The 13,911-nt window shown below is 57.0% G+C and carries 8 protein-coding genes and 1 pseudogene; 3 read left to right on the forward strand and 6 right to left on the reverse strand.

Annotated features, from left to right (window positions below; translation table 11 throughout):
- The first annotated feature begins 525 nt into the window (after positions 1-525).
- Entirely contained in the window at positions 526-1,632 is a 1,107-nt protein-coding gene (gene thiH, locus LIO64_RS06630) for a 2-iminoacetate synthase ThiH (protein WP_290548656.1), read from the forward strand.
- 130 nt (positions 1,633-1,762) lie between these two features.
- Positions 1,763-3,610, forward strand: a complete 1,848-nt coding sequence (locus LIO64_RS06635; protein WP_290548657.1) for an LTA synthase family protein — start codon at positions 1,763-1,765, stop codon at positions 3,608-3,610.
- A 69-nt stretch (positions 3,611-3,679) separates the two neighbouring features.
- Here LIO64_RS06635 and LIO64_RS06640 read toward each other — a convergent pair whose 3' ends face one another.
- A complete protein-coding gene (locus LIO64_RS06640) occupies positions 3,680-4,837 on the reverse strand; it encodes a hypothetical protein (RefSeq protein ID WP_290548658.1) in 1,158 nt (385 codons plus the stop codon).
- A 192-nt stretch (positions 4,838-5,029) separates the two neighbouring features.
- Here LIO64_RS06640 and LIO64_RS06645 point away from each other — a divergent pair, with 192 nt between their 5' ends.
- A complete protein-coding gene (locus LIO64_RS06645) occupies positions 5,030-7,420 on the forward strand; it encodes a glycoside hydrolase N-terminal domain-containing protein (protein WP_290548659.1) in 2,391 nt (796 codons plus the stop codon).
- Between the two features lie 259 nt (positions 7,421-7,679).
- Here LIO64_RS06645 and LIO64_RS06650 read toward each other — a convergent pair whose 3' ends face one another.
- The 5 genes and pseudogenes from LIO64_RS06650 to LIO64_RS06670 form a co-directional block, all read right to left on the reverse strand.
- On the reverse strand, positions 7,680-9,053 hold the full coding sequence (locus tag LIO64_RS06650) for a DUF2851 family protein (RefSeq protein WP_290548660.1): 1,374 nt from the start codon (positions 9,051-9,053) through the stop codon (positions 7,680-7,682).
- A gap of 15 nt (positions 9,054-9,068) precedes the next feature.
- Positions 9,069-9,596 carry an STAS domain-containing protein gene (locus LIO64_RS06655; RefSeq protein ID WP_290548661.1) on the reverse strand — a complete coding sequence of 176 codons (528 nt, stop codon included), beginning with the start codon at positions 9,594-9,596 and terminating at the stop codon, positions 9,069-9,071.
- 155 nt (positions 9,597-9,751) lie between these two features.
- Positions 9,752-11,275, reverse strand: a complete 1,524-nt coding sequence (locus tag LIO64_RS06660; protein ID WP_290548662.1) for a prenyltransferase/squalene oxidase repeat-containing protein — start codon at positions 11,273-11,275, stop codon at positions 9,752-9,754.
- Positions 11,276-11,505: 230 nt separating this feature from the next.
- The gene (locus LIO64_RS06665; RefSeq protein ID WP_290548663.1) at positions 11,506-13,014 is read right to left on the reverse strand and encodes a prenyltransferase/squalene oxidase repeat-containing protein; all 1,509 of its coding nucleotides are present in this window, start codon (positions 13,012-13,014) and stop codon (positions 11,506-11,508) included.
- A 150-nt stretch (positions 13,015-13,164) separates the two neighbouring features.
- Positions 13,165-13,911: pseudogene (locus LIO64_RS06670) on the reverse strand (hypothetical protein); the annotation flags it as partial.

Here is a 13,911-nt window from a genome sequence, read left to right on the forward strand (position 1 = left end):
ATCGCCATCCTGTTCGCCGTCACCGGCGCCCGGGCGGCGGAGCGGGCGAGGAGGGTGGCGATGGCGAGGGCGCTGGATTTGGCAATACGTCGGGACATTTCTGTCTCCTCAGAGTGAATGGGGAAGATGGGGAAGATGGGGAATGGGCGCGGCTGCCTTTTTTGGCGGTTATGTACCATGTTCTCAGGACGTCCCTGGCCTCCTCCGTCAGGCTGGCGCGCGTGGTTCCCCTCTGGATCAGGGAATCAAGATAATGGCGGAAAAGGCTCTTCGGCGTGGCGGTCATGGGAGGATAAAGCCAGATTAGTCCATGGGAGGCCTTCTGTCACGATGATTTGCACCGGGCGCTTTTTCTTCCCGCAGCCTGCCGCTGCAGCAAATGACACGGTAAAAGGTGGAATCCGCTGCAAAGGAGGATGCAAATTGAGCTGCTCCTGCTCCGGCATGGAAATGGCCGCCAGCAGCCGTCTCTCACATGTTATTCTATTTTCCCTTATGTCTTTTTCTGAAAAATTAAATGATCTGATGGATCATCCCTCTTCCCTGGTTCGCCGGTTCATGTTTTTACTGGAACCGGTGGAAGACGAACGGCTGGAGGCCATGGCGCAGGAGAGCCGCCGCCTGACGCGCCTGCATTTTGGCCGGACCATCCGTTTGTTCGCCCCCATTTACCTGTCCAACGAATGCATCAATAATTGCAAGTATTGCGGTTTTTCCCGGGACAATCCCATCATCCGCACCACCCTCACGGTGGATGAAGTGGTGCAGGAAGCCCGCTATCTGCACGGCCTGGGGCTGCGCAGCATCCTGCTGGTGGCCGGGGAGCACCCCAAGTTCGTTTCTGACGGGTACATGCAGGAGTGCCTGGATGCGCTGCATTCGTTTATTCCGTCCCTGGGCCTGGAAATCGGTCCCCTGCCGGACGACCGTTATGCGGAGATCGTCCATCACGGGGCGGAACAGCTGGCCGTGTATCAGGAGACTTACAACCGGGAAGTGTATGAAACCCTGCATACGGCCGGAATGAAGAAGAATTTCAACTGGAGGCTGGATTGCCCGGAGCGTGCCTATCAGGGAGGGTTCCGCCGCATCCAGATAGGGGCCCTGTTCGGGCTGTCCCCCTGGAGAAGGGAGGCCATGGCGCTCGCTACCCATCTGGATTACCTGCAGAAGCATTGCTGGAAGTCCGCACTTTCCGTAGCATTTCCGCGGATGCGCCCTTATGCCGGAAATTACGAGTATGAACCTGATCCGGAACTCATGCTGGATGACCGCCATTTTGTCCAGCTGATGGCCGCCCTGCGCATCTGCTTCCCCAAGATCGGCATGTCCATCAGCACCCGTGAACCCGCGCCGATGAGGAACGCCCTCATGCATCTGGGCATGACCCATATGTCCGCCATTGCCCGCACGGAACCGGGGGGATACACGGGTGTAGGAACGGCCACCGCCCATTTGACGGTGCGCGGGAACCAGGTGGAGCTTCCCGATGACAGGAAGGGGCGCTGCAAGGCAACGGAACAGTTTGAGATTTCCGACCAGCGTTCCCCGGAAGAGGTGGTCTGCGCTATTCGGAACGCCGGGCTGGAACCTGTCTGGAAGGATTGGGACGCCGCCCTGGATGTGGTGTAAAACGGCCGGATTCCGCGGAATAAAGTCATACTTCCGCAATGCTGTGATGCAGCATTGACGGCATGTGCCGTCTGCCATATTTCCAAGCACAATGATTCGTTATTATTGGGGGAGACTTTGGCCGTTTCTCTTGTTTGCGTTTGGTATTGAGGTGGTGGAAAACGTGTTTACGGTATTTTTTGAATACCGCAACATGGATTTCGGGTTGATTCCCGTTTTAAAAACGGCGTACGTTTTCGTGACGGAGTTTGCCATCGCCATGTGCTACTGGCTGCTGCCTTATACCATTTATTTGTGGATTCTGCCGCGCAGGAAGGCGGGAGGAAAGGCGGACCGTTGGATTACTTCCGCGTGGTTTTTCCTGTTTGTGCTCGCCAATCTGTTTGAGGACGTGGCGGAAGCTTTTTTCTGGAATGAGTTTGAAGCCAGCTTCAATTTCATTGCGGTGGATTACCTGATTTATACCAAGGAGGTGATCGGGAATATTTATGAGTCCTACCCCATCATTCCGATTCTGGGCGGCATTCTGGCCGTGTCCGTCCTGGCCGTGTGGGGGATGAAGCGTTTTCTGATTCCGCACCGCGGAGAAGCTCCCGCCGGATGGAAGAGGGGCTGCGTGGTGCTGTTCCTGCTGGCATGCGTTACGGGAGGGTATTGGCTGGTGGACATCAAGGATGCGGATACCGTGAACAACCGTTATAATTCGGAGATGGCCAAGGATGGCCTTTACAGCCTGTTCAGCGCCTTTCTCAAGAATGAACTGGATTACCGGGATTATTACAAGACGCTTCCGGATGAGGATGCGGCGGCATTTCTGGCACGGGAATTCACAGCGGATGATACGTCCGTGCCGGACGCAGCGTCCGGCAGCGTGAAAAGGCACGTACGCCCCTCCGGAGAGGCCATCCGTCCGAACGTCGTGGTGGTGGTCATGGAAAGCATGGGGGCGGAGTTTTTAAACGAGTGCCGGGAGGATGGGGCGAATGTCACCCCGTGCCTGAGCCAACTGAGCAGGGAAGGCATCTTTTTCCCGAATACCTATGCCACGGGCACCCGCTCCGTACGCGGCCTGGAAGCGGTGAGCACCTCCATGCCCCCGCTTCCCGGCATGTCCATTCTCCGCCAGGAAGGGAATGAGCATTTGCAGACCATTGGATCCATTTTCAGGGACAAGGGGTATGACCTTAAGTGGATTTACGGCGGATACGGGTATTTTGACAACATGAATTATTTTTTCGGAAACAATGGATTCCAGGTTCTGGACCGCAATTCCATGGATGATTCCGAGGTGACCCATTCCACCGTCTGGGGCGTTTGTGATGAAGATTTGTTCCGTCGTGCCGTGCGGGAGGCGGATAAGTCCTACGGGAACGGCACGCCCTTCCTGCAGGTGGTGTTTACTACGTCCAACCACCGGCCTTACACGTATCCGGACGGGCGCATTGATATTCCCTCCCATACGGGGCGCATGGGCGCCGTGAAGTACGCGGATTATGCGGTAGGCGCCTTTGTGGAGGAGGCCAGGCGCAGACCCTGGTTTGACAATACACTGTTCGTGTTCGTAGCGGACCATGGCGCCGGAAGCGCCGGGAAACAGACGCTTAATCCGGAGACGCACCGCATTTTTTCCATTTTCTATGCTCCTGCCCTGTTGAAACCGGAACGGAGGGAGACGCCCGTGAGCCAGATTGACGTGCTTCCCACCCTGCTCGGGTTACTGAAATGGCCGTATGAGGCGGCCTTTTACGGAAAGGATGCCTTGAAACCCTCCTACCAGTCCCGGTATTTTGTGAGTAATTACCAGTACATTGGTTATTTGAAGGGGAGGGACATGGTGGTGCTCAAACCCCAGCGTGGCGCGGAGTTTTTCCGGGAGGGGGAAGCCGTTAAGCCTGATGAGCGGATGAAGGAGCTGGAAAAGGAGGCTGTTTATTATTATCAGCACGCTTCCGGCTGGCGCACCAGCTTGAAGGAGTAAGTCCTTCCCGGAGTGCGGATGCCGCGTTCCGACGGCATCCTTCCATGAATAGAGAGGGGAGGAACGCCGTCAGGATTTGGGTTGATCCCTGTAATCCTGAAGAGCGTCCCAGTGGAACGTGAAATGCTTCTGCATGTGGAGCCCGTTGGCGAGAATGAACATGAGGGAAATGCGGAATTCGTTATTGGTCAGTCCGTCCAGTTCCTTCTTATCAATCTTCATGGAAAATTTTCCATTCTTTTTTCCCAGGCGTTGTGAGAAGGAAACGGCATCGTAGTCCTGATTGACTGCATAGGGAGGGTCCTGGAAGTAGACGTTCAGCGCCTTGACGGTCTGAGGGCTTTTGTAGTTGCCGGAAACCAGTATCTGGTCACCCTTGAAGGAGATGGCTACGTCCTTGACTTCCACCTCCGGCTTGCCTTCATAGAATTTCTGTGAAGGTGTGACGGAAAATACTTCACAGGCATCCAGCAGAGCACAGCTGGCGGGAGTCAGGAACGTGGGGCTGGTGCCGAACGTGTAGTTGCCTGCTCCCATCAGGGCCGTGCCGTATTTTTTGCCGTCCGAGGCGGTCTGGTGGTTATGGGGCAGGTTAAGGCCGTGGCCCAGTTCATGGGCCATGCCGCCGTACCATTTGGTCAGGAGTTGTCCCTCCCTGGTTTTCTGGCCCAGGTGCTTGATGTCGAAGGCCGGGTAATCCAGGGCGAAGCAGTTGCGGCCCATGCCGTAGAAAGGAACGCCGCCGGGATTGTCGGGGCCGTTCTTTTCATCATTCCAGGTAGGCATGATAATGAGGGTGTGCTGCCCCTTCTTTTTGTCCGGGTTGGCCTTGAAAAATTCGTCGAGCTCCTGCGCTGCCTTCCATCCGCCGCCATTTTCATACGGGTAGTGGGAAGCCGGATTTTTGGCCTTGTATTCAATGATGTTCACGCGACCGGGGGATTTGATGTCCAGGCCGAAGGAGCGTGCTCCATAGCCATGCCTCTGCATTTCCTTGCCGTAAAACTGCTGAAGGTAAATCAGCAGTTCGCTGAGGCGCCGTTCATAGTCCGGAACGGGTTCCGTATCACTGCCCAGAAAGTAAACGACATTGAGCTGATGGGCCGTTTTTTTCAGGGCGATCCGGTCTTTCAGAATGTCCGGCACCGTGACCTCGGCAGAGGATATTCCGGAAGCCGCCGCAACAAGGGAGAAGAAAAAAAGTGAGGAGAAGAGGCGCTTAAACATGTTTGCCTACGGTAGGAATGCACCTTCCAAAAACAAGGAAATTTACTGTCCTCGCCGCCATTTGCAGAACAGGCCCCTTCCACGGTAACAGGAACGTCGGAAAAAGGCTGCATCCTATGATGCAAATAAGTTTGTAAAGGTTGAAAGATCAGGATTGCAGTGGCGGTAAATTTATGACATCATCATTAAAGCATGCATCTCCAATCTCTTTTTCTATCTGCTGTTTCAGTAAGCGCCATCTCCCTGGGATGGGGAGCGCTGGACAAGCCTTCCGCCTCCAACCTGATCTGGTCCGATCAGCCAGCCGTGGTTGTTTATCCGCAGGAAGATAAGAATCCCGAAGGTGGTTTCGGCAAATACAAAAAACCGTTAGCCGTTTGGGAGTCGGAAGGTTATCCGATCGGCAACGGACGCGTAGGGGCCATGATTTTCAGCGCACCCAACCGCGAGCGGTTTGCCCTGAATGAGATCAGCCTCTGGTCCGGCGGAGCCAATCCCGGTGGCGGCTATGGCTACGGGCCTGATGCTGGGACGAACCAGTTCGGGAACTATATGCCTTTCGGTGATTTGTTCGTGGATTTCAAGGATGGCGACCAGCCGGCCTCCGTGACTGTTGAAGATTTTACGCGCGCCCTGGATTTGCGGGACGGCATCCACAAGGTGAATTACAAGGCGAATGGAGTGACATATGACCGCGAAGCGTTTGCCAGTACCCCTGCCAATGTGCTGGTGCTGGATTACCGCGCCAGCAAGCCCGGAAAGTTCAGTGCGGATTTTTCCATGAACAACCAGTTTGGGGCGGAGATTTCCGCCAAGGGGCCTGTGATTACCTTGAAAGGGATTCTGAAAAACGGCATGAAGTATGAAGGCCGTGTCCTGATCCGTCCCAAAGGCGGTACGATGACTACCACAGCCGATAAGGTTTCCGTGAAGAACGCGGATTCCTGCATGGTGATCATCGCCATGGAGACGGATTACCTGATGGATTACAAAAAGGACTGGAAGGGAGAGGCTCCCGCCAAGAAACTGGACCGTTATGCAGCCAAGGCGGCCACTGCGGATTACGCCGCTCTGAAACAGGCGCACATCGCCCAGTACAAGTCCATGTTTGACCGCGTGAAGGTCGACTTCGGGAAGACGGAGCAGGACGTGGCCAAGCTGCCCACGCCGAAGCGTCTGGAAGCCTATAAGAAGAATCCGGTGGATCCTGATCTGGAAGAAACCATCTTCCAGTTCGGGCGCTATCTGCTGTTGTCCAGTTCCCGGCCCGGAACCCTCCCGGCCAACCTTCAGGGGCTCTGGAATGATTATGTCAAGCCGCCGTGGGCTTGCGACTACCATAACAACATCAACGTCCAGATGGCTTACTGGGGAGCGGAACCCGCCAATCTTTCCGAATGCCATGAGGCGCTGATCAATTATGTGGAGGCGATGGCTCCCGGCTGCCGGGACGCCTCCCAGGCCAACAAGGGGTTCAATACCAAGGACGGCAAACCCGTGCGCGGCTGGACAGTCCGCACCTCCCAGAACATTTTCGGCGGCAACGGCTGGCAGTGGAACATTCCCGGCGCAGCCTGGTATGCCCTCCATGTTTGGGAGCATTATGCGTTCACCGGCGACCGGAAATATCTGGAAAAGCAGGCTTATCCCCTCATGAAGGAGATTTGCCATTTCTGGGAAGACCATTTAAAGGAACTGGGCGCCAAGGGTGAAGGATTCAAGACCAACGGCAAGGACCCGAGCGAAGAGGAGAAAAAGGATCTGGCCGATGTGAAGGCCGGAACCCTGGTGGCCCCCAACGGCTGGTCTCCTGAGCACGGCCCCCGTGAAGACGGCGTGATGCACGACCAGCAGCTCATTGCGGAACTCTTCACCAATACGATCAAGGCCGCCCGCATTCTGGGCAAGGACGCTTCCTGGGCCAAGAGCCTGGAAGGCAAGCTGAAGAGGCTGGCCGGCAACAAGATCGGCAAGGAAGGGAACCTTCAGGAATGGATGATCGACCGTATTCCCAAGACGGACCACCGCCATACTTCCCACCTCTTTGCCGTTTTCCCCGGCAACCAGATCAGCAAGCTCAAGACGCCCAACCTGGCGGAAGCCGCCCGCCTTTCCCTGGAATGGCGCGGCACGACCGGCGACAGCCGCCGTTCCTGGACGTGGCCGTGGCGCACGGCCCTGTGGGCCCGTTTGGGTGACGGGAACAAGGCGCATGAAATGGTTCAGGGGCTTTTGAAGTATAATACCCTGCCGAATATGCTGACAACCCATCCCCCCATGCAGATGGACGGCAACTTCGGCATTGTGGGCGGCATTTGTGAAATGCTGGTGCAGTCCCATGCCGGAGGCCTGGACATCATGCCCTCCCCCGTGGAGGCGTGGCCTGACGGCGCTGTAAAGGGGCTGAAAGCCCGCGGCAATATCACTGTGGACTTCACCTGGAAGAACGGCAAGGTGGGCAACGTGAAGCTGTATTCCGATCAGCCCAAGGTCCTGCCTGTGCGCGTCAACGGAAAGATGACCCGCATCAAGACCCTGCCGCTGAAATCAGGAGCGGAAGCTCCGCAGGCCGCCGCCAAGTAAAAAAGCGGCTCTGTCGCCCGGTTCCATCCACGGCAGGAAAAATAGTCATTGCTTCCAGCCCTCTTTCAGGGGGCTGGAAGTTTTTTATGGCGCCATGGCGGAAAGACGCCGGGTTGGGAATCTGCCAAGGAGGCAGGGCGGGAGATGGAATTTCTCCCATGAACGGAGTTTTCTTTTGACAGAAGGGCAGAAAGCCATATTCCGGCGAGTGTCCGGAAGTTTTTCCATACCATGACTCCTGGAAAAAGACGGAAGGCTCTTATTTCTTTTCCATCCGTCCGATCAGGGAGCAGAGGGCACAGGAATGGCGCAGGCACAGGTCTTCATGAATTTGAAGCAGGGCCTGGTGGTGCCACGCTTTCACGAGAAAGGCGTTTGCGTCCGGCCTGCGGCCCAGCAGGGATTGATGGACAGAGAGCACTTTTGTCCCCGCCTGCCCGGACCTGAGGGAGAGGTAGTGTTTCCAGGAACGTTCATCTCCTTCCGCCGGAAGGAGATGGTTGACGATGAAGTCCATGATTCTGTCCCTGCCCATCAGGGCCATGGGGCGCGGGGACGGTGCGGAGGGCAGTGTGACGTGGTTGCTCCAGTAAGGATGCCTGAGGGCGGAAAGATAATCTGCCAGGCCATCCGTATGTCCGGAAGCGCAGAGCCGCCGGAAGGCGTCAAAGTCTCCGGCGATGACCGCCAGCGCCCCTACGCGCCTCTGCGGATGGTTGGCCGGCCTGCTGCCGGAGAGCGTCCAGGGAAAGGTCCGGTCCGGAGCCAGCTCAAAATGTTCCCGCAGGGGCCACCATTGAGTCCAGAGCTTTTTGTGGTGGGCCACGGCTTCCGGCGTGCAGGAATCCGGCAGAACAGGGACCAGGAATCCGGCGGTGCCGAAAAGGAGGGGTTCCGGGCATTTGCGGATGGCGTCCAGAGGCGCGCGCAATGCCAGATGGCGCATGGCGGTCTTGTTGGCGTGGTAACCCAGCGTTTCCGCCAGGCTTTCAAAAAGCGTCTGCTCTTCTCCTGCATATTTGACGCGTTCGGCATAACGGCGGTGCTTGTTCTGGAAGCGGTAGGCCGCAGCCGACTGGAGGAGGGTTTCCAGAGGTTCCGGAGCCATGGCGGCCAGCAGCTCGGCATGGCGGCAGTGACGTTCCGGAGCGTTCCCGGACGGGGGTGTTTCCGCAAGGGCCAGCACAGCGGGAGGAATGACGGCCAGGGAGATCCGCTCATGCCGGCTGTTGCGGGTGAACCATTCCCTCCGGCTGGGAGTGCACGCCAGATGCAGGATAACTCCGTCAAACGCCGGATTGGAACCGTGGCCGTGGCGTTCCCAGTCTTCCGGTGCGGGATCCAGCTCCACGTCCCCGGTACGGGGAACGCCGTTTATTTGGATATGGGCGTTCAGAAAATCCGGACCTGCGGATTTGTTCCAGTCACCGAAGTCCAGAATGCGGATGTCCCTGCCCAGATCATCCGTAAATGAGGTTCCGAACCTGCCTTCCAGCAGAAGAAGCTGGAGCGTCCGTTCATCCGGAAGTCCGGAATGGAAATGGAAGGAGGGTTCCCTGATGGTGTCCGGCCCTTGCTCTTCCGCTGCGGAAAGAGCGTCACCGTACAGGGAGGCCATGGAGCGCATGTCCATGCGGAGCGGGGGAGATTATTTGTCCTTCTGCCGTTCCAGTTCTTCCTTCAGGCAGTCGGTCACATTGCGGAATTTTTCTTCATTCTCCTCACTCAACTCGCTCAGAGTTAGATGGGAGTTGAGGACGTGCAGAGTCTGGTCCTTGGCATCCAGATGGATGGTGGGGGCGTTTTCCGCACTCAGGCTGGCCCGTATCTGGTCCACTTTTCCCCTCCAGGGGGCGGTGGGCGGTTCAATGCTGAGCAGGGCGTCCAGCCCCAGGCTTTCCAGCGCGCACAGGCAGCGTTCGCTGGGGGAAGCGATCTGGACGGCGCCTCCGATGGGCAGCAGCCTGCGCGACAATCCCGCCAGGGTGCCCATGAAGGTGGAGTCAATGCCGGAGCAAGTTTCCAGGTCAATGACGATCAGGCGCCCCCCGGAAGCAATGTAGTCATCCCCCAGGGATTTGACGGTAGGGCTGTTGGCAAAGCTTCCGCGTCCGGAGCACCGAATCCAAAGAAATTCATCAAAAAGGCCGAAAAGAATGGAAGAATTGTTGTTCACGTCGTTGAAAAATGGAAACCGTATGAATAACAAGAGAAAGCGCTTGGGTCAAGTCAGGATTTAACATGCATGCCATCCGGAAGAAAGGCTGCCTTTCCGGCAGGCGGGACTTTCTTCCGGAGGATTCTCCTTGATTCGGAGGATTGCCGGGAGATTCAGGAATTCCTGGTGCCTTCCCCCGTCCCGGGGAGGAAGCGGTAGTACACTTCCAGCATCAGCGTAGCGAGGCACTGGCGGTAGATTTTGTCGTTGGCATGCCGGTTCTGGCTGGTCTGCACTACTCCCCCCGGACCTCCGAATCCGTTGGGTGCAAAGCTTCCGTCGGAAGACTGGGCCTTCAGCACCGCATCCCGGAAGGCGCGGTTATAAGCCTTCCATACGTCTCCGCCGCGGTTCATGGCCGCCTGCACTCCGTAATAGTGCTGGTAGAGGTTGGAAGTCGTGTCGCCGGCCTTCCAGTCAAAGGGACGGTTGGTATTCCTGAGCATCCAGTCCAGACCTTTCCTCGCCGTGCTGTCCGAACCGCTGCCGCACATTTGCAGGGAAAGCACGCCTACGCCTACCAGGGAGGCCCGTGGTTCGCTGCCGTTCTCCTGGTAGGAAAAGAGGCCGCCCGGAAGGGAAGTCCTGCGGCAGTACATGGCCGCCTTGCGCAGGGCCGTGCGTATCTCTCCCCTGGTGGGCTTGATACCTCCATGCTCGGCTGCCTTCAGGGCCTGCACGTTCCAGCCGGTGACGGAAAGGTCCGTATGGGCTCCAGGCTGCGTGTTGTAGTTGTAGGCCCAGCCTCCGTTGGTATTTTGTCCCTTCATGATCTGGTCCACGGCTTTCACGACGACTCTTTCCAGGTTGGCGATGGAGGGGATGTCCATCTGCTTGCAGAAGGTATAGGCCTCGCAGAGGGCGTAGGTGGCTACGGCGTGGTCATAGCTGACCTCGTTTCTTTGAGGGACCAGGGAAATGACGGGGTTTTTTACACCCTGGTCCACGAGGAAGGAGATACCTTTCAGGACGGTTTCTCCAAAGTCTTCGGAAAGGGGCGTTTCACAGTGGGCCAGGTAGGAGAGCAGGGAGAGCCCCGTCATGGCGCACTTGTAGTTCTGGGGCCCGTCTCCCCAGGAACCGTCCTGGTTCTGCTGCTTCTGGAGCCATTTGAGAGATTTGACGACGGCTTCCTCGCACTGGGGAGTGCCGCCGTTTTCCGTAATGCGCTTCATGCGGTCGTTCAGGTCGCACCGCTTGGAAAGGATATTGATGTCCGGTCCGTTCCGGCCCGGCCCTTTGGTATCGTCAAATCCTATTTCTCCATCAATGTCAATACCTGTAAAGAACTCTTCCGTCAGGGTGTTCTGTTCAATATCCGGGACGGGTACGGCTGTATCCAGGGGCGCGTAGGCGGCAATGACTTTTACCTGCTGGTCCATAGGGGAACTGGAGGAACGCTGGACTTTCTTCATGGGGTCGGGCCTGATGGGGTCCTCCGCGCCCTGGTGGGCCAGAGGGTAGGCGACAATGGACGGAGGTTCCGGAAGGAACGTGATGATGTTTACCAGATAGAGCAGGAGGCTCATCATGGCGACACCGAGGACGGAAACGGAAACCGCTGCCGCCAGGTTTTTAACGCGTTGTTGCTTCAGTTCCGCAAGGGCGTTTTCTGTACTTTCGATATGCAGGCTCATGGATGGAATGGGGTTTGATTAGGATTTCACCATCCCTCCAACAATGTGCAGGTGCAAGTTTAAAATTTATAATATGCTTATATTTAGCATGTTGTTATTAAATTGTTACTTAGAAAGTGGCCAGGCTCCCTTTAAGAAAGGGACGGCGGATTCCGGAATCATGGGGAAGAGAATGAAAAGCCCTCTTTCCCGGGGAGGAAAGAGGGCTGCGAAAAAGCCGGAAAATTTCGTCAGGAATTCTTGGTGCCTTCCCCCGTACCGGGCAGGAAGCGGTAGTAGGTTTCCAGCATCAGGGTGGCCAGGCACTGGCGGTAGATGCTCAGAGTCTTGTCATTCATGCCGGAAGTGAAGCCCACATCGTTTTGCTTGAAGCTGCCGTCCGCATTCTGTCCGCTGAGCACGGCGTCCCGGAAGGCTCTGTTGTAGGAGGTCCAAACGTCTCCGCCGCGGTTCATGGCCGCCTGGACGCAGTAATAGTGCATGTAAAGATTGCTCTTGATGTTTTCCGTTCCGGATCCCTGGCCCCATTGAAGGGTTTTGACATTGTTCTTGATCCAGTCCAGTCCCTTGCGGGCGGCGCTGTCGGAACCATTGCCTGTCATTTGCAGGGAAAGCACGCCCACGCCCACCAGGGAGGAACGGGGCATGTTGCCGTTTTCCTTATAGGCGAATTTGCCGTCCGGCATCACATTCTTGCGCACATAGCTTGAGGCTTTGCGCAGGACCGGGCGTATTTCACCCTTGGAGGGCTTGATGCCGCCATGTTCGGCGGCCTTGAGGGCCTGCACGTTCCAGCCGGTGACGGAAAGGTCAATGTCCGGATTGATCTTGTTGTTGTAGCTGTAGGCCCAGCCTCCGTTGGGGCACTGGGCATCAATGATTCTGTCCACGGCTTTCACGACGACTCTTTCCAGGTTGGCGATGGAGGGGATGTCCATCTGCTTGCAGAAGGTATAGGCCTCGCAGAGGGCGTAGGTGGCTACGGCGTGGTCATAGCTGACCTCGTTTCTTTGAGGGACCAGGGAAATGACGGGGTTTTTTACACCCTGGTCCACGAGGAAGGAGATACCTTTCAGGACGGTTTCTCCAAAGTCTTCGGAAAGGGGCGTTTCACAGTGGGCCAGGTAGGAGAGCAGGGAGAGCCCCGTCATGGCGCACTTGTAGTTCTGGGGCCCGTCTCCCCAGGAACCGTCCTGGTTCTGCTGCTTCTGGAGCCATTTGAGAGATTTGACGACGGCTTCCTCGCACTGGGGAGTGCCGCCGTTTTCCGTAATGCGCTTCATGCGGTCGTTCAGGTCGCACCGCTTGGAAATGATGCCGGGGATGCCGCCACCGTCGCCGTCGCCCGTACCGGTGCCGAAGCCGTCACCGATGTCGATGCCCATGGAGAGTTCCTCCGAGGGAACGTCTACTTCAATATCCGGATTGACGACGGCCACGTCCGCGGACGCTACGGCGGCAATGACCTTCACCTGCGCGGCGGTGGAGGAACTGCTGGGGCGCTGGGTGGTCTGGGTGACTTCCGGGGTGTCAATGTCCGGGTTGTCGCCTTCCTGGGTGGCGTAGGCTACCATGGGGGGATCTTCCGGAATGGCGACGATGATGTGTACCAGGTAAAGGAGAAGGCCCATGAGGGCAACGCCCAGGAAAGAGACGGAAACGGCGGAAACCAGCGTTTTGACGCGCTGTTTTTTCAGTTCCGTAAGGGCGTCTTCTGTACTTTCAATGTGGAGACTCATAGAGGGACGTGTCTGGTTGGTGTAACGGCAAAAGCTCCCATATCCTTGAAAAAGGGGGAGAATTGCGCGGTTACAGGTAAATGATGCTGGCCTGCCTGTTCATAAGGCTGGCAGCATACTAAAACCAGACGAGTCGGTATGTCAATCAGATTAGGAATTCTTGGTGCCTTCTCCCGTCCCGGGGAGGAAGCGGTAATATACTTCCAGCATCAGCGTCGCCAGGCACTGGCGGTAAATTTTATCGTTAATGGAGCCTCCGTTACTGTTCACGAGGCCCCCCGGCCCGGGAAAGCCGTTCGGGGCAAAACTTCCGTCGGAAGCCTGGGCGCCGAGGGTGGAATCCCGGAAGGCCTTGTTGTAAGCCTTCCAAACGTCTCCGCCGCGGTTCATGGCCGCCTGCACGCCGTAGTAGTGCTGGTAGAGGTTGGAAGAAGTGTTGTTCGCCTTCCAGTCGAAAGGCCGGTTGGTGTTCTTGAGCATCCAGTCCAGTCCCTTGCGCGCCGTGCTGTCGGAACCGTTGCCTGTCATTTGCAGGGAAAGCACGCCCACGCCTACCAGGGAGGGGCGGGCGGTGGCGTCTTCCCTGCCTTCCTGCATGTAAGTGAAAAGGCCGTCGGGCTTGCCGCACTTGCGGCAATAGGCCGCCGCCTTGCGCAGGGACGTGCGTATCTCTCCCTTGGTGGGTTTGACGCCGCCGTGCTCGGCGGCCTTCAGGGCCTGCACGTTCCAGCCGGTGACGGAAAGGTCCGTATGGGCGCCTGCCTTGGTATTGTAGTTGTAGGCCCAGCCTCCATCAACGTTCTGGTTGTCCAGAATCTTGTCCACTGCCTTGATGACGACTTTTTCCAGGTTGGCGATGGAGGGGATGTCCATCTGCTTGCAGAAGGTATAGGCCTC

Origin of the sequence: Akkermansia sp. (assembly GCF_020860705.1) — a bacterium.
GTDB lineage: Bacteria > Verrucomicrobiota > Verrucomicrobiia > Verrucomicrobiales > Akkermansiaceae > Akkermansia.

What these genes read in the sequence shown, in the direction of transcription:
- thiH (WP_290548656.1), top strand. Translation starts at nt 526, where the DNA reads ATGGATCATCCCTCTTCCCTGGTTCGCCGGTTCATGTTTTTACTGGAA.
- LIO64_RS06640 (WP_290548658.1), bottom strand. Translation starts at nt 4,837, where the DNA reads ATGTTTAAGCGCCTCTTCTCCTCACTTTTTTTCTTCTCCCTTGTTGCG.
- LIO64_RS06645 (WP_290548659.1), top strand. Translation starts at nt 5,030, where the DNA reads ATGCATCTCCAATCTCTTTTTCTATCTGCTGTTTCAGTAAGCGCCATC.
- LIO64_RS06650 (WP_290548660.1), bottom strand. Translation starts at nt 9,053, where the DNA reads ATGGACATGCGCTCCATGGCCTCCCTGTACGGTGACGCTCTTTCCGCA.
- LIO64_RS06660 (WP_290548662.1), bottom strand. Translation starts at nt 11,275, where the DNA reads ATGAGCCTGCATATCGAAAGTACAGAAAACGCCCTTGCGGAACTGAAG.
- LIO64_RS06665 (WP_290548663.1), bottom strand. Translation starts at nt 13,014, where the DNA reads ATGAGTCTCCACATTGAAAGTACAGAAGACGCCCTTACGGAACTGAAA.